The organism is Bacillus sp. ISL-46 (assembly GCF_018613205.1).
In genome coordinates this window covers 69,800-89,291 of the sequence record NZ_JAGGQR010000047.1, presented here as the reverse complement: position 1 = coordinate 89,291, position 19,492 = coordinate 69,800, and the positions used below count along the sequence as shown (strand labels likewise).

Below are 19,492 nucleotides of genomic sequence, written 5' to 3'. Positions count from 1 at the left end.
TTTTTACAAAAGTTTGACTGAATATTAAGAAAAGGGAGAGTGTTTTGAATGGGAAGAACGGTCATTTTAAGCGGGGTTAGAACGCCTTTTGGAAAATTAGGGGGAACATTAAGCAGCTTTACTGCCTCCCAACTAGGGGGAATTGCCGTAAAAGAGGCATTAGTTCGTGCTGAAATGAAGCCTGAAGACGTACAGGAAGTCATTCTTGGAACTGTTTTACAAGGGGGACAGGGGCAGATTCCATCGCGCCAAGCAGTGCATCACGCCGGATTACCGTGGGAAGTGAAAACCGAAACGATCAATAAGGTTTGTGCGTCTGGGATGCGCAGTGTCACCTTGGCAGACCAAATCATCCGTGCTGGCGATGAAGAAGTGATTGTTGCAGGCGGAATGGAATCGATGAGCAATGCACCATATGTTTTACCAAAAGCACGCTGGGGCTTCCGAATGGGTGACGCGCAGGTCAAAGATTTAATGATTCATGATGGGTTAACCTGCAGCTTTACCGGCGCTCACATGGGCACTTACGGCAACGTAGCGGCTGCCGATATGGAAATTAGCCGGGAAGCACAGGACGAGTGGGCATTGCGAAGCCACAAGCGCGCGATTGCTGCAATGGAGAGCGGGAAATTTGCGGAAGAAATCGTATCGGTTGAGGTTCCACAACGAAAGGGTGCACCACTTGTTGTGGAGAATGATGAATCACCGCGTAAAGACACATCGATTGAACGGTTATCTAAATTAGCACCAGTATTTAATTCAACCGGCACGATTACAGCTGGAAATGCCCCAGGAGTCAACGACGGAGCAGCAGCCCTCGTGTTAATGAGTGAAGAGCGTGCAATTCGTGAAGGCAGGCAGGCGGAAGCTGTGATTATCGGCCATGCGGCGGTCGCTGTGGAAGCGAAGGATTTCCCGAAAACACCGGGACTTGTTATTAATGAGTTGTTACGAAAAACAGGGAAAACGTTGGCGGAAATAGATTTATTTGAAATCAATGAGGCCTTCGCTGCAGTTGCCTTAGTGAGCGGGAAAATTGCTGGGCTAGATCCAGAAAAAGTCAATGTCAATGGCGGTGCGGTTGCCTTAGGTCATCCGATTGGTGCCAGCGGGGCGCGCATTATCCTTACGTTAATGCATGAATTAAAGCGCCGCGGCGGCGGAATTGGGATTGCTGCAATTTGCAGCGGCGGCGGCCAAGGGGATGCCGTGATGATCGAGGTTCCGAAGGGCTGATCTCTAGGGTGAGATTTTAATTTGATTAATAGGAGTCGTGTTCAACGGAGGGTTCCTAAAAGCTAACTTTTGGAGTTAGTTTTTTCCAAATAATGTCTAATTGCACAAAACAGTTGAATTTTGGCACAAAACCATTCAAAAATGGCACAAAACCATCGGGAAATGGCACAAAACCTTGTCGGAATGGCACAAAACACCTAGAAACTCGTACAAAACACCTGAGATAACTCGAAAAGCTTGTTTGAAAAAACACAAAACACCTGAGATGGTACAAAAGCTTGTTTGAAAAAACACAAAACACCTGAGATGGTACAAAAGCTTGTTTGAAAAAACAAAAAGCACCTGAGATGACTCAAAAGTACTCTTAAAATAACACAAAACCGATGTAAAAATAGACAAAAACATAAAAAATCTAGGTCGGACTTGTTCCGGCCTTACTTCGGAGGGGAAAAAATGAAGATTTCAAAGCTTATGGTGATCGGTGCAGGACAAATGGGCTCAGGGATTGCTCAAGTTTGTGCCCAAGCGGGATACACGGTCATCTTAAATGATCTAAAACCGGAATTGGTGGAACGTGGCTTAGCAGGTATCAATAAAATACTAACACGGAACGTTGACAAAGGGCGCTTAACCAAAGAGCAAAAACAGGAAGTTCTCAGCAACATTACCACTTCAACCGACCTAAATGATGCCAGTGACGTCGATCTTGTCATCGAGGCTGCCGTTGAAAATATGGACATCAAAACAAAAATCTTTGCCCAACTCGATGACATTACCCCAGCACATACGATACTAGCAAGCAATACCTCATCACTGCCAATCACCGAAATTGCGGCGGCAACCAAGCGTCCGGAAAAAGTCATCGGCATGCACTTCATGAACCCAGTTCCAGTCATGAAGCTCGTCGAAATCATCCGCGGTCTTGCGACTGCTGACGAAGTGTACCAAGTTATTGAAGATATGACTAAAACCTTAAGCAAGGTACCGGTTGAAGTCAATGATTTCCCTGGTTTTGTCTCGAACCGAATTCTGATGCCAATGATCAATGAAGCCATTTATACGCTTTACGAGGGCGTGGCTACGAAGGAAGCGATCGACGAAGTCATGAAACTCGGCATGAACCACCCCATGGGACCGTTAACCTTAGCGGATTTTATCGGCTTAGATACATGCTTGTACATTATGGAAACGCTTCACCAAGGCTTTGGTGACGACAAATACCGTCCCTGCCCGCTCCTCCGCAAATATGTGAAAGCAGGCTGGCTCGGCAAGAAAACAGGACGCGGTTTTTATACATACCAATAAACATAGTTTCTTCGAAAAAGGGGTCGTGATGATGATGAGTACCACGATATTAGATTCCTCCAAAGGGGAGACCACCATGAATCTTTCATTCACCGAAGAGCAAGAAATGATGCGAAAAATGGTTCGCGATTTTGCCAACAGCGAAATTGCACCGTTTATTGAAAAGATGGAAAGAGGCGAATTCCCGCGCGAAATCCTCCGCAAAATGGGCGAACTTGGCCTGATGGGAATTCCTGTACCTGAAAAATACGGTGGAGCCGCGATGGACTTCACCTCCTATATCCTAGCGATTCATGAGCTTTCCAAGGTAAGTGCGACGGTGGGAGTGATTCTATCAGTCCATACCTCGGTCTGCACCAACCCGATCGTCTATTTCGGCTCAGAAGAACAGAAAAAGAAGTATGTGCCGAAGCTTGCTTCAGGGGAATACCTTGGTGCTTTTTGCTTAACCGAGCCAAGTTCCGGTTCCGATGCCGCCAGCTTAAAATCCCGTGCGGTCAAGAAGGGTGATCATTACGTCATCAATGGCTCAAAGGTGTTCATTACGAACGGCGGCGAGGCCGATGTCTATATTGTTTTTGCCAAAACGAATCCGGAACAGGGCAGCAAGGGTATTTCTGCGTTTATTGTTGAAAAAAATACCCCTGGCTTTATCGTCGGTAAGGATGAGAAGAAAATGGGCTTACATGGTTCGAGAACTGTCCAGCTCACGTTCGAGGACATGCAAGTTCCAGCAGAGAACCTTCTCGGCGTCGAAGGCGAAGGCTTTAAAATCGCCATGGCGAACCTGGATGTCGGCCGCATCGGAATTGCGACCCAAGCACTGGGGATTGCGGAGGCCGCACTGTCAGCCGCAACCACCTATGCCCAAGACCGCCAGCAATTTGGCAAGCCGATCGCCCGCCAACAAGGGATTGGTTTCAAACTAGCCGACATGGCGACAAGTGTCGAAGCGGCAAAACTATTAGTCTATCGGGCTGCTTATTTACGAACTCATGGGTTGAAATGTACCTTGGAGGCGTCGATGGCGAAATTGTTCGCGACCAAAACAGCGGTCGAGGTAACAACCGAAGCGATCCAAGTATTTGGCGGTTACGGCTATACCGAAGATTATCCGGTTGAACGCTATTTCCGTGACGCGAAAATAACCGAAATTTATGAAGGCACGAGTGAAATTCAACGGATTGTGATTAGTAAGCATCTTTAAAGAAAAGCGGAAGCGCCTTGCCCAGGCGCTGGAGCTAGACAGTAATCTAAGTTCAAATCTTAATCTTTTAATATATATTCATCCAAATAGGGGGACTTGAAATGAACTTTAAACTTTCTGAAGAACATGAAATGATCCGGAAAATGGTACGGGATTTTGCGCGCAATGAAGTAGCACCGACCGCCGCAGAGCGGGATGAGGAAGAGCGCTTTGACCGCGAGATTTTTGACAAAATGGCGGAGCTTGGCTTAACCGGGATTCCGTGGCCGGAAGAATACGGCGGGATTGGCAGCGATTATCTTGCTTACTGTATTGCCGTTGAGGAGCTGTCGCGTGTTGATGCATCGACAGGCGTGATGCTCTCCGCCCATACTTCTCTAGCCGGCTGGCCGATTTATAAATTTGGCAGTGAGGAGCAAAAGCAAACCTATCTGCGCCCATTGGCAGAAGGAACCAAAATTGGCGCGTACGGCTTAACAGAGCCGGGCAGCGGTTCAGATGCAGGCGGGATGAGAACAACCGCACGCCTAGAAGGAGATCACTATGTCCTCAATGGTTCGAAAATCTTTATTACAAACGGCGGCGTGGCCGACATTTATGTCGTGTTTGCACTAACCGATCCAACAAGTAAACAAAGAGGAACGACCGCGTTTATTATCGAGAGCGACTTCCCAGGCTTCTCGGTTGGAAAAAAGGAAAAGAAACTCGGCATTCGTTCCTCACCAACAACAGAAATTATTTTTGAAGATTGCAAGGTTCCTGTTGCCAATCGACTCGGCGCAGAAGGCGAAGGCTTTAAAATTGCAATGCAGACGCTTGATGGCGGCCGCAACGGCATCGCTGCGCAAGCCGTGGGAATTGCTCAAGGGGCGCTCGATGCTGCCGTGGATTATGCAAAGGAACGCCATCAATTTGGTAAACCAATCGTCGCCAATCAAGGAATCGGCTTTAAGCTGGCGGATATGGCAACCGGGATTGAGGCATCGAGATTATTAACCTATCAAGCCGCATGGCTGGAGTCACAAGGTCTGCCGTACGGCAAGGAGTCAGCGATGTCCAAGTTATTTGCTGGCGATACAGCGATGAAGGTAACAACCGAGGCCGTACAAGTTTTTGGCGGGTATGGCTATACAAAGGATTATCCTGTTGAGCGATTTATGCGCGATGCAAAAATCACGCAAATTTACGAGGGAACGCAAGAAATTCAACGCCTCGTTATCTCACGGATGATCACGAAATAAGGCGGTTAGAGCATGATGAAAAAGCGGGAAGTACTGGCTTCTGTAAAGGATGAACGCCTGGTTCAGAAAAGGCGTGATCAAATGATCAAAGGGGCCGTCAGCCTTTTTAAGGAAAAGGGATTTCATCGGACGACAACAAGGGAAATCGCGAAAGCGGCCGGTTTTAGCATCGGGACACTTTATGAGTACATCCGCTCCAAGGAAGACGTCCTTTATCTCGTATGCGACAGTATCTATGATCATGTTCGCGAGCGCCTCGAGCAGGATCTCGAGCAGAAAAAGGGCACGCTTTTGAGCCTGAAGATGGGTGTCCGTCATTATTTCCGAGTGATTGATGAGATGCAGGATGAGGTTCTTGTCATGTATCAAGAAGCCAAATCGCTGACGAAGGATGCCCTTCCCTATGTACTGAAAAAAGAAATGGAAATGGCGGCGATGTTTGAGAGCTTGATCACAAGGTGCGTCGACAATGGCGAGCTGCAGTTATCAGAAAAGCAGATCGAATTGATTTCCCATAACATTATTGTTGAGGGCCAAATGTGGGCGTTCCGCCGCTGGGCGCTGCAAAAATTATATACACTTGATGAATACATTGAACTGCAAACCGATCAATTATTTCACGGCATTCATTCGTCCACACAAGCAAGGTCGTAATGCTAGACGTATGGCGAACAGTGAATGGAGTTCATTTTTATAAAATGTTTTGAAACGGCTAAAAGTAGATGCGTTTATTTTTATAAAAATAGTTTAAAAGGAGGACTACGATGGGGAATTATCAGCCGAAGCATCATATTCGCTTTGTCACGGCTTCGAGTTTGTTTGACGGGCATGATGCTTCCATCAATATTATGAGGCGTATTCTTCAGGCAAGCGGGGCCGAGGTCATTCATCTTGGCCATAATCGCTCGGTTGAGGAGGTTGTGAACGCGGCGATTCAGGAGGATGTGCAGGGGATTGCGATTTCTTCGTATCAAGGCGGTCATGTTGAATACTTTAAATATATGTACGATTTACTGAAGGAAAAAGGGGCGCCGAACATCCGCATTTATGGCGGCGGCGGCGGTGTGATTATCCCGCGGGAAATAAATGAGCTGCATGAGTACGGGATTGCGTGGATTTTTTCACCGGAAGATGGCCGGAAGTTAGGGCTTCAAGGGATGATTGACCGGATGATGGAGGAGTGCGATTTTGCGACGGTTCCGCTGGATGTGGCTGAACAAATGGAGAAGCTTCCGACGGGTGATGTGAATGCGGTGGCGAAGTTGATCACCTTGGCAGAACTTCATGTTGATAAACGGAACGAGGCGGCGGCAACGGTTGAGCAGGTGCTTGACCAAGTAAAGTCACTGGAGAAGCGGATTCCAGTCGTCGGAATCACGGGTACGGGCGGAGCCGGAAAAAGTTCCTTGACCGATGAATTGATCCGCCGCTTTATTAATGAATTGCCGGATAAAAAGGTGGCGATTCTGTCGGTGGATCCAACCAAGCAAAAGACGGGCGGTGCGCTGTTAGGGGACCGGATCCGCATGAATGCGATTTTTTCGCCGAATGTGTATATGCGCAGTCTGGCGACAAGGCATTCGAAAAGTGAATTATCACTGGCGATCAGCGATGCGGTTGCCGTAACGAAGGCTGCTGGCTTTGACCTCGTGATTGTCGAAACGAGCGGGATTGGCCAGGGGGATGCGGAAATCACGGAGATTTGCGATGTTTCCTTGTACGTGATGACGAGTGAATTTGGAGCGCCGTCCCAGCTTGAAAAGATTGATATGATTGATTTTGCTGACCTGATTGTCATTAATAAGTTTGAGCGCAAGGGCTCGGAGGATGCGAGGCGTCAGGTGCAAAAGCAGTACCAGCGGAGCCATATGCTGTTTGAAAAAGACATCGATGATATGCCGGTTTATGGAACGATTGCGAGCCAGTTCAATGACCTGGGCACGAATGCATTGTTCGCGGCCTTGATTGAAAAAATTAATGACAAAATGGGCACGGGCTGGGTGACTTCTTTTAGTAAAAATGCCCTTGTGGAGAAGCAAAATGTGATTATCCCAACCGACCGTCGTTATTATTTACGTGAAATATCCGAAACGGTGCGCGGTTATCATAAGAAAGCTGAAGAACAGGCGAATATTGCCCGGAAGTTATTTCAGTTAGAAGGGGCGATCGAAGCGGTAAGCGCTGCGGCGGCGATTGCTGCTTTAGAAGTGGTGAAGCAAGAAACCGAGGCGCGTCTGACACCAGAATCACGGAAAATTCTTGATTCGTGGGCACAGACAAAGGCGGACTATTCTGCCGATAAGTTTGTGACAAGGATTCGTGATAAAGAGATTATCACGGTGTTAAAAGCGAAAAGCCTTTCAGGACTCGACATTCCGAAAGTGGTGCTTCCGAGGTATAAGGATTATGGTGAAATTCTGCGCTGGGTCTACCAGGAAAATGTGCCGGGTTCGTTCCCGTATACGGCGGGGGTATTCCCGTTCAAGCGTGAGGGGGAAGATCCGAAACGGCAGTTTGCTGGCGAGGGGACACCGGAGCGGACGAATCGCCGCTTCCATTATTTATCGAAGGATGATGAGGCGAAACGGTTAAGTACCGCGTTTGACTCTGTGACGCTTTACGGTGAAGACCCGGATTACCGCCCGGATATTTTCGGGAAAATCGGGGAGAGCGGCGTCAATGTTTGTACTCTAAATGATATGAAAAAGCTATATGCCGGTTTTGACCTGTGCCATCCGTCGACATCGGTTTCGATGACGATTAATGGACCAGCACCGATTATTTTAGCGATGTTTATGAATACAGCGATCGACCAGCAGGTGCAGCGGAAGGAAGCGGAACTTGGCCGTGTGTTAACGGTTGAGGAGTATGCGGAGGTACGGGCCTATACGTTACGGACGGTGCGCGGTACGGTGCAGGCCGATATTTTAAAAGAAGACCAAGGACAAAATACATGTATTTTTTCAACCGAGTTTGCTCTAAGGATGATGGGTGATATTCAGCAATATTTCATCGAACATCTAGTCCGCAATTATTATTCAGTGTCGATTTCGGGCTATCATATTGCGGAAGCCGGTGCGAATCCGATTTCGCAGCTGGCGTTTACATTGTCAAATGGGTTTACGTATGTGGAATACTATTTAAGCCGCGGCATGAACATTGATGATTTTGCCCCGAACTTATCGTTCTTTTTCTCGAATGGCTTGGATCCAGAATATACGGTGATTGGCCGTGTCGCACGACGAATTTGGGCAACGGTGATGCGCAATAAATACGGCGCCAACGAGCGCAGCCAAAAATTAAAGTACCATGTCCAGACGTCTGGCCGTTCGCTCCATGCGCAGGAAATTGACTTTAATGATATCCGGACGACACTGCAGGCATTAATGGCCCTGCAGGATAACTGTAATTCGCTTCATACAAATGCATATGATGAAGCCATTACGACGCCGACGGAAGAATCAGTACGCCGGGCGATGGCGATTCAGATGATTATTACCAAAGAACATGGTTTAGCGAAAAATGAAAATCCGTTGCAAGGTTCGTTTATTGTCGAGGAGCTAACGGATCTGGTCGAGGAAGCGGTACTACAAGAGTTTGAGCGTTTGAATGACCGCGGCGGTGTGCTTGGTTCGATGGAAACACAGTATCAGCGCGGTAAAATTCAAGATGAATCGATGTACTATGAAATGAAAAAGCATACCGGCGAATTACCGATTATCGGTGTGAATACGTATTTGAACCCGAATCCTCCGTCAGCGGAAGATGTCAACAATATGGAAATAGCGCGCGCATCCTACGAAGAGAAGGAACTGCAGATCGTCAATTTACGTGCCTTCCAGGAAAGTCATGCAGATGCTTCAGGGGCAGCATTGAAGCGCTTAAAAGAGGCCGCCGTCAACAATGGCAATATTTTTGCCGAATTAATGGAAACCGTTAAAGTAGCCAGCCTTGGGCAAATCACGAGAGCCTTGTACGAAGTGGGCGGACAATATCGACGAAATATGTAGAGTACGGTGTCAGGCACCATGTGAATGTTTCACATGGTGCCTGACACCAATTTTTGTAATAAAACTTTTTTTATGAGATATTAATATTTGCGTTAATCTTATATAATCGATTTAGCGTACATACTCCGAGGGTTTTGGGCAGGTGAGCAAATGAAGGTAAGTCATATATTGGTGGTTTTAATTGTTTGTGCCTGGCCATTAAATTATCTCTATCAACGTCAGTTAGGCGCGATTTCGTTCCTGCTGCTAGCAATCTTCTTTCTAGTGATATCTATTAAGGAGATGAAAAAGCAGAAGCAAGCCAAGAAAACGGATAGTGAAAAGGCTCATCCGCAAAAATTCAAGTGAAACAACGACTAGCACTAGCATAAACCGGAAGAATTTGTTTATAATGAAGAATATGTATTTTTAAGAGAAAAACGGAAGCGCCCGTTAGCGAAGTACGCTAGTTGCTGGAGCTGGAGAATTCTCAAGTTTATATTAATCAACCTTATTGCTATGTCCGTTAATCACTCATTTAAGAGTGTTAAATAGAGAAAGGAAGTGCCCATATTGAGTTTAGCACAATACTCAAAAGAGGAATTAAAAGAGTTTTCCCTTATGGAAATGGCTTTTGAATTTTTGAAAAATAGTAAGGAGCCGATTGCCTTTAGTGATCTATTAAAAGAAATTAAGAAGGCATCGGGGATTACTGAGCAAGAAATTCAATCAAGACTTGCACAATTTTACACTGACATAAATGTAGATGGCCGTTTCCTTTCATTAGGAAGTAACCGCTGGGGACTTCGCGTTTGGTATCCAGTTGATACTGCTGAGGAAGAAGTTGTCACCGTTGTGAAGCCTAAGAAGAAAAAGGCGAAGAAGGTTGTCGACGAAGAAGATTTCGATGAAATCGATGAAGTGGAAGAAATTGAAGATGATTTTGATGACTTTGATGATGAAGATGATCTCCTTGACGATGAGGATGATCTTGATATCGACGAAGTAGATGAGTTTGACGAAGACGATGATGATGATGTGATCGAGGATGAGCTCGAGATTGACCTTGATGAAGAAGACGAAGACCTCGATGATGATCTTGAGGAAGAAGAAGTATTCGATGATGAGGAAGAAGTAGAAAAAGATTAATCAACTTGACTTTTTTTGCATGCCCTTGTAGAATCACTTTTGGGCTCCTTAAAAAAGGACGATACGTTATTTACTTATAATACGCTCCCTACCAAGAGTAGGAGAGCGTTTTTTATTGTTCCAAATTTTTTCGGGCGTAAGGAAAATATTTTTTTACAAAAACCCTTAAACAAACTGAATAATGTACAAACTGTATAAGAGGGGGAAATATTTATGACAAAATATATTTTTGTAACTGGTGGTGTGGTTTCATCACTAGGAAAAGGAATTACAGCAGCATCTTTAGGGCGCTTATTGAAAAATCGGGGCGTGAATGTAACCATTCAAAAATTCGACCCTTACATTAACGTCGACCCTGGAACAATGAGTCCGTACCAGCACGGTGAAGTATTCGTTACCGGTGATGGCGCTGAAACCGATTTGGACTTAGGTCACTATGAGCGTTTTATTGACATCAACTTAAACAAGTACAGCAATGTAACAACCGGAAAAATTTATTCGACGGTTTTACGGAAAGAGCGCCGCGGTGATTATTTGGGTGCAACCGTACAGGTTATTCCACATATCACCAATGAAATTAAGGAGCGCTGCTTCCGCGCCGGTAAAGAAACGAATGCCGATGTCGTGATTACGGAGATCGGCGGAACGGTAGGCGATATTGAATCACTTCCATTCCTTGAGGCAATTCGCCAAATCAAGAGTGATATCGGCTCGGAAAATGTGATGTACATTCACTGTACGCTGATTCCGTATATTAAAGCAGCGGGTGAAATGAAAACCAAGCCGACCCAGCACAGTGTGAAAGAGCTTCGCAGCCTTGGTATTCAGCCAAACATTATTGTCGTGCGTACGGAAATGCCGGTTTCACAGGATATGAAGGATAAAATTGCCTTGTTCTGCGATATTGATGCAAAAGCTGTAATCGAATGTCGCGATGCCGATACGCTTTATTCGATTCCACTAGCGCTTCAAGATCAAAATATGGACCAAATCGTCTGCGATCATTTGAAATTAGTTACGAACGAAGCGGATATGACGGAGTGGAAAGCACTCGTTGACCGCGTCATTAACCTTTCGAATAAGACGCGCATTGGTCTTGTCGGAAAATATGTTGAGCTTCAGGATGCCTATATTTCTGTCGTGGAAGCGATGAAACATGCCGGTTATGCGTTTGATACCGATGTTGAAATTAAATGGATTAATGCCGAAGAGGTTACACGTGAAAATGTGGCTGAGTTATTGAATGATGTCGACGGTGTCCTTGTTCCGGGCGGCTTTGGTGACCGCGGGATTGAAGGGAAAATTGAAGCGACTCGCTATGCTCGTGAAGTGAAGAAGCCATTCCTTGGCATTTGTTTAGGAATGCAGCTGGCAACGATTGAATTTGCCCGCAATGTGCTTGGACTTCAAGGTGCGCATTCTGCAGAATTTGATGCGGATACAGCTCATCCGATTATTGATTTGCTTCCAGAGCAGAAGGATGTTGAGGATTTGGGCGGCACGCTGCGTTTAGGTCTTTATCCTGCGCGTATTGTTGAGGGCTCGAAGGCGTTTGAAGCGTATGAAGAAGAGGTTATTTATGAGCGCCACCGCCATCGTTATGAGTTTAACAATCATTATCGTCAAGACATGGAAGCTCGCGGCTTTGTGTTCTCTGGGACAAGTCCGGACGGCCGTTTAGTGGAGATTGTGGAACTGAAGGACCATCCGTGGTTTGTAGCGTCGCAATTCCATCCGGAATTCGTCTCTAGACCAACACGTCCACAGCCCTTGTTCCGTGACTTTATTAAAGCAACGATTCAAAAATAAGTTATGTGGTCAGGACCAGTTTAGTTTGCTGGTCCTGTTTTTTTATCTTTGGGTTTTTATAAAAAGGGTATTTGTGTCAGGTTATACAAAGGTGATTTTTATAAAAAGGAAACTCGCAGTGAAATATATATAGGGAATTTTTGTAAAAGTGGTATTATAATTGTGTGGGTAATTTCCATTTATTGTCTAATTACACAAAACTACTTCAAAATGGCACAAAACCCTTTGGAAATGGCACAAAAGCATGCCAAAAATGCACAAAACCACCTGGAATTGGCACAAAATCACCCCGAAATGGCACAAAAGCCAAAAGTCTATATTTTTGACCTCCTAACCCCCCGGGAAATAATCAAGGGCAATAAAAAAACAGGGTTATTCACCCCGTTTTACTCCTCATACTCTGCTAAAATCTCTTTAATGGTAAATTTCAAGCCGAAATAAACGAATAATGCTGCCATCGATGACGGATATCCATAACGGTTTCCAAAATCATCGGGGAGGAGGCCTTTCGTCAGCCGTAAATCGATATGGAGATCAGCCAACTCTTGCAATTTTCCACCCTCCGGTACAGCCGTGGAAACAGCCACAAAAGGAATCGCCTTTTCCTGAAGTTGAGCGGCCACCTCCATGGCGTCTTCATCACTTGAATACCGCGAGAAAATCAGCACCCGATCAGAGTCAGTTAGCTCCCCGACACGCTTAAACACCTTCACGCCCTTTAACGGTTCGGCACCCTCCAAAGCTTCAAACTCAACCGCTTTCATTTCCTTCGTGGCAAAAATATATATCGGCCCTTGCGCAAGCAAGCGGGCACCATCTTCAAAGGAATATTCCTCTTTTTCCTCAATCCGCTTCAACAGACCGGTTAATTGAGTAGTAAACATTTTTAACATAAAAACCCTCCTATTCACCCTCTTATTATAAGCATTTTTTCGCCACTGCAAAAATAAAAGAAAAATATCAAAATTTCTGCAGGAGAATTTCTCTTTCAGCGAGAAATATAACAAGTGAGAGATATAGGGATAATAAAAAAGCAATTTAAAAATAAGGAAGAGGTGGAGTTATGAAAGAGAAAATTTTAATCGTTGATGATCAGTTTGGCATTCGAATCCTGCTAAATGAAGTGTTTCAAAAAGAAGGGTATCAGACCTTTCAGGCTGCCAATGGCATTCAGGCCCTTGAAATTGTAACAAAGCATGACCCCGACCTTGTCCTATTGGATATGAAAATTCCTGGAATGGACGGAATCGAGATTTTAAAAAGAATGAAAGTAATCGATCCGGACATTCGCGTCATTATCATGACTGCTTATGGCGAGTTGGATATGATTCAAGAAGCGAAGGACCTTGGCGCGATCACTCATTTTGCCAAGCCTTTTGACATTGATGATATTCGTGCAGCTGTTCGAAAACACATCCCTCAAAAGATGAATTAACGTCATTTTTTTATAAAAAACATAAGAACTGTGGGAATAGTTAAATGGACGCGCTTTCATTATGAAAGTTTATAAAACTCTGTCTTTTTAATGGCATTTCGAACCTTGGTTTGATATGATACATATGAACTTTTCACTGGTTGGTTATCTTTTTCAGTAATACATAATCCGTAAAATTGAGGGAAAACCTTAATATGGAAGGCCCATTTTTGAAAAAGATAGCGACCTAAACTAAGGAGGAAGAGAAATGCCATTAGTTTCAATGAAAGAAATGCTCATCAAAGCAAAAGCAGAAGGATATGCGGTTGGGCAATTTAACTTAAATAACCTAGAATTTACACAAGCCATTCTTCAAGCTGCACAAGCTGAAAATTCACCAGTTATCCTTGGGGTATCTGAAGGTGCTGCCCGTTATATGTCCGGCTTCAAAACCGTTGTGAAAATGGTTGAAGGCTTAATGGAAGACTTGAAAGTGACAGTACCAGTGGCCATTCACCTTGACCACGGTTCAAGCTTTGAAAAATGTAAAGAAGCGATTGATGCAGGCTTCACATCTGTTATGATCGATGCTTCTCACCACCCATTTGAAGAAAATATCGAAATTACTTCTAAAGTAGTTGACTATGCTCATTCAAAAGGTGTTTCTGTTGAAGCGGAATTAGGAACTGTTGGCGGCCAAGAAGACGATGTTATCGCTGAAGGCGTCATTTACGCAGATCCAAAAGAATGTGAAGAACTTGTAAAACGCACAGGTATCGACTGCCTTGCACCTGCATTAGGTTCTGTTCACGGTCCTTACAAAGGTGAACCAAACCTTGGTTTCACTGAAATGGAAGAAATCGGCAAGATTACAGGTCTTCCATTAGTCCTTCACGGCGGAACTGGTATCCCATTAAAGGATATCCAAAAATCTGTTTCACTTGGAACAGCAAAAATCAATGTGAATACAGAAAATCAAATCGCTTCTGCAAAAGCTGTTCGTGAATCATTAGCTGCTAAACCTGAAGAATACGATCCACGTAAATATTTAGGACCAGCTCGTGATGCCATCAAAGCAACCGTTATTGGCAAAATTCGCGAATTCGGTTCTTCAGGCAGAGCGTAAGACAATTCTGAAAAACGGGAACAATGTCGATTTCTTATTTGTTCCAATTTATGATAAAATGAAAACCGTCCTTACCAAAGGGCGGTTTCAGTCTGTATAAGAAAACTGAAAATTTAGTCGAAAAAATGGAGGAGAAACGATGAAATTTTTTATTGATACGGCCAATTTAGAAGAGATCCGCGAAGCGCATGACTTAGGCTTATTAGCAGGGGTAACTACCAACCCATCATTAGTTGCTAGAGAAAAAGGTGTTTCTTTTCATGAACGTATCAAAGAAATTGCTGCCCTTGTTCCGGGTTCAGTAAGTGCGGAAGTCATTGCCCTTGATGCAGAAGGCATGATCCGTGAAGGTAGAGAACTTGCAGCGATTGCTCCTAATATTACTGTGAAAGTTCCGATGACTCCAGATGGTTTAAAGGCGACTCATGCTTTTGCGCAAGACGGAATCAAAACAAACGTGACCCTCATTTTCAGTGCGAACCAAGCCTTACTAGCTGCAAGAGCTGGTGCAAGCTATGTTTCTCCATTCCTCGGCAGATTAGATGATATCGGCCAAAATGGCTTAGACCTAATTTCAACAATTTCAGAAATCTTCAACGTGCATGGCATTGAATCAGAAATCATTGCAGCCTCCATTCGTAATCCAGTTCACGTGACAGAAGCCGCATTAAGAGGCGCTCATATTGCAACCATTCCATACAAAGTATTAATGGGATTATTCCATCATCCATTAACAGATAAGGGCATTGAAGGCTTCCTAACAGACTGGAAAGCTCGTACAGAGGCATAAATTTCCAGTTTTATGAAAAAATTTTTCATTGCCATACATGAAAATAGAATTTTGGTGTAAACTAAAGGATAGACAAACTGTCGGATTTTGACTTTTCATGATGGAAAAATATACCTAGAGCCTCATTCAGTAATAAGCGGATGCGTACCGATTGACTTACAAGGGCTTAGAAGGGAGTCGGAAAATGGAAAAACTTAAAATTGCGGGTGGATATCCGTTAAAGGGAACTGTACGGATCAGCGGGGCAAAAAACAGTGCCGTCGCGTTAATTCCTGCAACAATTTTAGCGGAATCACCAGTGACAATTGAGGGATTGCCGGACATTTCAGATGTTGAAATCTTGAAGGACCTTCTTGAAGAAATCGGCGGAAATGTTCAGCTCTCTGACAACGATATGACGGTCGACCCATCTACGATGATTTCCATGCCCCTGCCAAACGGGAAAGTAAAAAAGCTCCGTGCTTCTTATTACTTAATGGGTGCGATGCTCGGCCGGTTTAAAAAGGCGGTAATTGGCTTGCCTGGCGGCTGCCATTTAGGACCAAGACCGATTGATCAGCATATTAAAGGTTTCGAAGCACTTGGGGCCCAAATCACCAATGAACAAGGTGCGATTTATTTACGGGCGGACGAGCTTCGCGGCGCACGGATTTATCTTGACGTCGTCAGTGTGGGAGCAACGATTAACATCATGTTGGCGGCTGTTCGGGCCAAAGGCCGGACGGTGATTGAAAATGCGGCGAAAGAGCCAGAAATCATTGATGTGGCGACGCTGCTAACAAGTATGGGTGCGAAAATTAAAGGCGCAGGAACCGACGTGATCCGTATCGATGGTGTGGAATCACTCCATGGCTGCCGCCACACCATTATTCCTGACCGAATTGAAGCTGGCACGTATATGATTTTAGGCGCAGCGGTGGGCGAAGGCGTGTTAATCGATAACGTCATCCCGCAGCATTTAGAATCATTAATTGCTAAACTGCGCGAAATGGGTGTTCGTGTCGAATCCGGCGATGATCAAGTGTTTGTTGACGGGTCAACAAAATTAAAGGCTGTCGACATTAAAACGCTTGTTTATCCTGGGTTTCCGACCGATTTACAGCAACCGTTTACAACACTTCTGACAAAAGCTGCCGGCTCAAGTGTTGTGACAGACACGATTTACGGTGCCCGCTTTAAGCATATCGATGAACTAAGAAGAATGAACGCCAATATCAAGGTGGAAGGACGCTCAGCCATCATAAATGGCCCGATTCAGCTTCAAGGTGCCAAAGTGAAGGCAAGCGATCTCAGGGCAGGAGCCGCTCTTGTCATTGCCGGTTTGATTGCCGAAGGAATTACTGAAGTAACCGGTCTTGAACATATCGACCGCGGCTATAGTGACCTTGTCGGAAAATTAAACGGACTCGGTGCAACCATTTGGCGGGAAGCGTTGACAAAAGAAGAAGTAGAACAGATGAAGAACACATAGAAAAGCGGAATCGCCTTGCCCAGGGGCGACAGGCATAAGACGAGCCGGCGTGAAGGTTGCTTTTTGACCTTTTTGACGGATTGGCTTATGACCCCGAGCCCCTAGGCGCTGGAGCTAGACAATAGAAAAGCGGAAGCGCCGGTTTAGCCGCTGAGCGCTGTAGCCTAGACAGAAAGCAAAGTTCGGGAGATAAACGTAAGACATAGGGAGATGGAGACCGATGGAAAGAAGTTTAACGATGGAGCTTGTCCGTGTCACAGAAGCAGCAGCACTAGCTTCAGCCCGTTGGATGGGCCGTGGGAAAAAAGATGAGGCCGATGGTGCAGCTACTTCTGCCATGCGCGATGTGTTTGACACCGTGCCAATGAAAGGTACAGTTGTCATTGGTGAAGGGGAAATGGATGAAGCACCAATGCTTTATATTGGTGAAAAACTTGGGACAGGCTACGGACCACGCGTCGATGTTGCCGTTGACCCGCTCGAAGGTACCAATATTTTAGCATCAGGCGGCTGGAATGCTTTAGCGGTTCTTGCGATTGCTGACCATGGCAACCTTCTTCATGCTCCTGATATGTACATGGAAAAAATCGCGGTTGGGCCCGAAGCAGTCGGACATATTGATATTAATGCCTCTGTTCTAGACAACTTAAAAGCCGTTGCCAAAGCGAAAAATAAAGATATCGAGGATGTCGTGGCGACTGTTTTAAATCGTGAGCGCCATGAGCATATCATTGCCCAGCTTCGTGAAGCAGGGGCAAGAATCAAGTTAATTAATGATGGTGACGTGGCAGGTGCCATTAATACGGCATTCGACAATACCGGCGTGGATATTCTCTTTGGTTCTGGCGGTGCTCCTGAAGGCGTTTTGTCTGCTGTTGCCTTAAAATGTCTTGGCGGCGAAATCATCGGTAAACTATTGCCGCAAAATGATGCGGAGCTTGAGCGCTGCATCAAGATGGGCCTCGATGTCAATCGCGTCCTGCGGATGGAGGACCTTGTCAAAGGCGATGACGCCATTTTTGCTGCGACAGGGATTACCGACGGAGAATTGCTGCGCGGTGTTCAATTCAAAGGATCCTACGGTTCGACCCACTCAATCGTTATGCGTGCCAAATCAGGCACCGTCCGCTTTGTCGAAGGTCGTCATAGTTTAAAGAAAAAACCTAATTTAGTGATTAAATAGGCGATGCCGCAAGGAGGGTGCCTGACACCAGTGCGTGTCAGGCACCCTTCATGGCATAAAGTCTCTCCTAAATTAAAAAACTCCTATTACACTCGATTAGGAATTTTGAAAGAACTCCTTCACAGAAAAAATTCCCAATGAATGAGAATAGAAAATTTAGTTGATTAATTTTTTGCATAGAGGGTAAAATAGTAATTGTTTTATGCATTTTTCTGCAATTCTATTCATTTCTTACTGCTTCTATTTCAATTCCTCAACTCTCTTAATTATTATCTGATTGAAAAAAATAAAAGTGTGGTGCACAGATGGACTTAACAATTTCAAGTTTAGAAAATATGAAGCTGAAGGAGCTTTATGAGCTTGCTCGCGAATATAAAGTGACTTATTACAGCAAATTAACAAAAAAAGAATTAATTTTTGCCATCCTGAAATCTCGTGCGGAACAGCAGGGGTACTTTTTCATGGAAGGCGTCTTGGAAATCATCCAATCAGAAGGATTTGGATTCTTACGACCAATTAACTACTCGCCAAGCTCAGAGGATATCTATATTTCTGCTTCGCAAATCCGCCGCTTCGACCTTCGTAATGGGGATAAAGTTTCCGGTAAGGTAAGACCTCCAAAGGAAAATGAGCGTTATTATGGACTATTGCACGTGGAGGCTGTCAACGGGGAAGATCCGGAATCAGCGAAAGAACGGGTGTACTTCCCAGGCCTCACACCATTATATCCAAACAGACAGATGAAATTAGAAACGACTCAAAAACATCTATCGACAAGAATTATGGACGTTGTCGCACCGGTTGGTTTTGGGCAGCGTGGCTTAATCGTCGCTCCGCCAAAGGCCGGTAAAACAATGCTATTAAAAGAAATTGCGAACAGCATTACCACGAACCACCCTGAAGTGGAATTAATCATGCTGTTAATCGATGAACGTCCGGAAGAAGTGACCGACATCGAGCGTTCGGTTGCCGGTGACGTGGTTAGTTCGACGTTTGACGAAGTACCTGAAAACCATATTAAAGTAGCGGAGTTAGTGCTTGACCGCGCGATGCGTTTAGTCGAACACAAACGCGATGTTGTGATCCTGATGGATAGTATTACACGTCTGGCTCGTGCTTATAACCTTGTAATTCCACCAAGCGGAAGAACGCTTTCTGGTGGTATTGACCCAGCAGCCTTCCACCGTCCAAAGCGTTTCTTCGGGGCAGCCCGTAATATCGAAGAGGGCGGAAGTTTGACGATTCTTGCGACGGCTTTAGTCGATACAGGCTCACGGATGGATGACGTGATTTATGAGGAATTTAAAGGGACAGGTAATATGGAACTGCATCTTGACCGACAGCTGGCTGAACGTCGTATTTTCCCTGCGCTTGATATCCGTCGTTCGGGAACGCGTAAGGAAGAGCTGCTGATTCCGAAGGATCATTTGGATAAATTATGGGCGATTCGGAAATCAATGTCAGATTCACCAGATTTTGCGGAACGCTTCTTGAAAAAATTAAGACAAACTAAGTCGAATGAAGAATTCTTCGCGCAACTAGGGGAAGAGCTGAAATCTAGACGTTCGTAGT

16 protein-coding genes are annotated in these 19,492 nt (G+C 45.1%); 15 read left to right on the top strand and 1 reads right to left on the bottom strand.

What is annotated here, in order from left to right:
* The first annotated feature begins 48 nt into the window (after positions 1-48).
* From J7E67_RS22330 to J7E67_RS22290, 9 genes are all read left to right on the top strand, one after another.
* The gene (locus tag J7E67_RS22330; RefSeq protein WP_214732861.1) at positions 49-1,236 is read left to right on the top strand and encodes an acetyl-CoA C-acetyltransferase; all 1,188 of its coding nucleotides are present in this window, start codon (positions 49-51) and stop codon (positions 1,234-1,236) included.
* Positions 1,237-1,689: 453 nt separating this feature from the next.
* Positions 1,690-2,541: a 3-hydroxybutyryl-CoA dehydrogenase gene (locus J7E67_RS22325; RefSeq protein ID WP_214712071.1), complete on the top strand. Its 852-nt coding sequence runs from the start codon at positions 1,690-1,692 to the stop codon at positions 2,539-2,541.
* Between the two features lie 76 nt (positions 2,542-2,617).
* Positions 2,618-3,748 carry an acyl-CoA dehydrogenase gene (locus J7E67_RS22320; RefSeq protein ID WP_214712072.1) on the top strand — a complete coding sequence of 377 codons (1,131 nt, stop codon included), beginning with the start codon at positions 2,618-2,620 and terminating at the stop codon, positions 3,746-3,748.
* Positions 3,749-3,849: 101 nt separating this feature from the next.
* Entirely contained in the window at positions 3,850-4,989 is a 1,140-nt protein-coding gene (locus J7E67_RS22315; RefSeq protein ID WP_214711990.1) for an acyl-CoA dehydrogenase, read from the top strand.
* A gap of 15 nt (positions 4,990-5,004) precedes the next feature.
* Positions 5,005-5,643, top strand: a complete 639-nt coding sequence (locus J7E67_RS22310) for a TetR/AcrR family transcriptional regulator (protein WP_214712073.1) — start codon at positions 5,005-5,007, stop codon at positions 5,641-5,643.
* 110 nt (positions 5,644-5,753) lie between these two features.
* On the top strand, positions 5,754-8,999 hold the full coding sequence (gene icmF / locus J7E67_RS22305; RefSeq protein WP_214732860.1) for a fused isobutyryl-CoA mutase/GTPase IcmF: 3,246 nt from the start codon (positions 5,754-5,756) through the stop codon (positions 8,997-8,999).
* Between the two features lie 150 nt (positions 9,000-9,149).
* Positions 9,150-9,347 (top strand): hypothetical protein, encoded by a 198-nt coding sequence (locus J7E67_RS22300; RefSeq protein WP_214711993.1) that lies wholly within the window; start codon positions 9,150-9,152, stop codon positions 9,345-9,347.
* A 195-nt stretch (positions 9,348-9,542) separates the two neighbouring features.
* A complete protein-coding gene (rpoE, locus tag J7E67_RS22295; protein ID WP_308160353.1) occupies positions 9,543-10,127 on the top strand; it encodes a DNA-directed RNA polymerase subunit delta in 585 nt (194 codons plus the stop codon).
* 213 nt (positions 10,128-10,340) lie between these two features.
* Positions 10,341-11,936, top strand: coding sequence for a CTP synthase (locus tag J7E67_RS22290; protein ID WP_214711996.1), 1,596 nt, complete (start codon positions 10,341-10,343; stop codon positions 11,934-11,936).
* Between the two features lie 386 nt (positions 11,937-12,322).
* Here J7E67_RS22290 and J7E67_RS22285 read toward each other — a convergent pair whose 3' ends face one another.
* On the bottom strand, positions 12,323-12,829 hold the full coding sequence (locus J7E67_RS22285; RefSeq protein WP_214711997.1) for a DUF2529 domain-containing protein: 507 nt from the start codon (positions 12,827-12,829) through the stop codon (positions 12,323-12,325).
* A 170-nt stretch (positions 12,830-12,999) separates the two neighbouring features.
* Between J7E67_RS22285 and J7E67_RS22280 the strand changes: the two genes are divergently transcribed.
* From J7E67_RS22280 to rho, 6 genes are all read left to right on the top strand, one after another.
* Positions 13,000-13,371 carry a response regulator gene (locus tag J7E67_RS22280; RefSeq protein WP_066248710.1) on the top strand — a complete coding sequence of 124 codons (372 nt, stop codon included), beginning with the start codon at positions 13,000-13,002 and terminating at the stop codon, positions 13,369-13,371.
* A gap of 247 nt (positions 13,372-13,618) precedes the next feature.
* Positions 13,619-14,476, top strand: a complete 858-nt coding sequence (locus tag J7E67_RS22275) for a class II fructose-bisphosphate aldolase (RefSeq protein ID WP_214711998.1) — start codon at positions 13,619-13,621, stop codon at positions 14,474-14,476.
* A 139-nt stretch (positions 14,477-14,615) separates the two neighbouring features.
* Positions 14,616-15,266, top strand: a complete 651-nt coding sequence (fsa, locus tag J7E67_RS22270; protein ID WP_214711999.1) for a fructose-6-phosphate aldolase — start codon at positions 14,616-14,618, stop codon at positions 15,264-15,266.
* Between the two features lie 184 nt (positions 15,267-15,450).
* The gene (locus J7E67_RS22265; protein WP_168241299.1) at positions 15,451-16,737 is read left to right on the top strand and encodes a UDP-N-acetylglucosamine 1-carboxyvinyltransferase; all 1,287 of its coding nucleotides are present in this window, start codon (positions 15,451-15,453) and stop codon (positions 16,735-16,737) included.
* A 220-nt stretch (positions 16,738-16,957) separates the two neighbouring features.
* Complete coding sequence (glpX, locus tag J7E67_RS22260) at positions 16,958-17,920, top strand: class II fructose-bisphosphatase (protein ID WP_088090225.1); 963 nt, start codon at positions 16,958-16,960, stop codon at positions 17,918-17,920.
* A gap of 305 nt (positions 17,921-18,225) precedes the next feature.
* Entirely contained in the window at positions 18,226-19,491 is a 1,266-nt protein-coding gene (gene rho, locus J7E67_RS22255) for a transcription termination factor Rho (RefSeq protein WP_088090224.1), read from the top strand.
* The last annotated feature ends 1 nt before the right edge of the window (position 19,492 follow it).

Bases quoted from the DNA above. Each gene is read 5' to 3' on its own strand.
- J7E67_RS22330 (WP_214732861.1), top strand. From the start codon at position 49: ATGGGAAGAACGGTCATTTTAAGCGGGGTTAGAACGCCTTTTGGAAAA.
- J7E67_RS22325 (WP_214712071.1), top strand. From the start codon at position 1,690: ATGAAGATTTCAAAGCTTATGGTGATCGGTGCAGGACAAATGGGCTCA.
- J7E67_RS22320 (WP_214712072.1), top strand. From the start codon at position 2,618: ATGAATCTTTCATTCACCGAAGAGCAAGAAATGATGCGAAAAATGGTT.
- J7E67_RS22315 (WP_214711990.1), top strand. From the start codon at position 3,850: ATGAACTTTAAACTTTCTGAAGAACATGAAATGATCCGGAAAATGGTA.
- J7E67_RS22310 (WP_214712073.1), top strand. From the start codon at position 5,005: ATGAAAAAGCGGGAAGTACTGGCTTCTGTAAAGGATGAACGCCTGGTT.
- icmF (WP_214732860.1), top strand. From the start codon at position 5,754: ATGGGGAATTATCAGCCGAAGCATCATATTCGCTTTGTCACGGCTTCG.
- J7E67_RS22300 (WP_214711993.1), top strand. From the start codon at position 9,150: ATGAAGGTAAGTCATATATTGGTGGTTTTAATTGTTTGTGCCTGGCCA.
- J7E67_RS22290 (WP_214711996.1), top strand. From the start codon at position 10,341: ATGACAAAATATATTTTTGTAACTGGTGGTGTGGTTTCATCACTAGGA.
- J7E67_RS22285 (WP_214711997.1), bottom strand. From the start codon at position 12,829: ATGTTAAAAATGTTTACTACTCAATTAACCGGTCTGTTGAAGCGGATT.
- J7E67_RS22280 (WP_066248710.1), top strand. From the start codon at position 13,000: ATGAAAGAGAAAATTTTAATCGTTGATGATCAGTTTGGCATTCGAATC.
- J7E67_RS22275 (WP_214711998.1), top strand. From the start codon at position 13,619: ATGCCATTAGTTTCAATGAAAGAAATGCTCATCAAAGCAAAAGCAGAA.
- fsa (WP_214711999.1), top strand. From the start codon at position 14,616: ATGAAATTTTTTATTGATACGGCCAATTTAGAAGAGATCCGCGAAGCG.
- J7E67_RS22265 (WP_168241299.1), top strand. From the start codon at position 15,451: ATGGAAAAACTTAAAATTGCGGGTGGATATCCGTTAAAGGGAACTGTA.
- glpX (WP_088090225.1), top strand. From the start codon at position 16,958: ATGGAAAGAAGTTTAACGATGGAGCTTGTCCGTGTCACAGAAGCAGCA.
- rho (WP_088090224.1), top strand. From the start codon at position 18,226: ATGGACTTAACAATTTCAAGTTTAGAAAATATGAAGCTGAAGGAGCTT.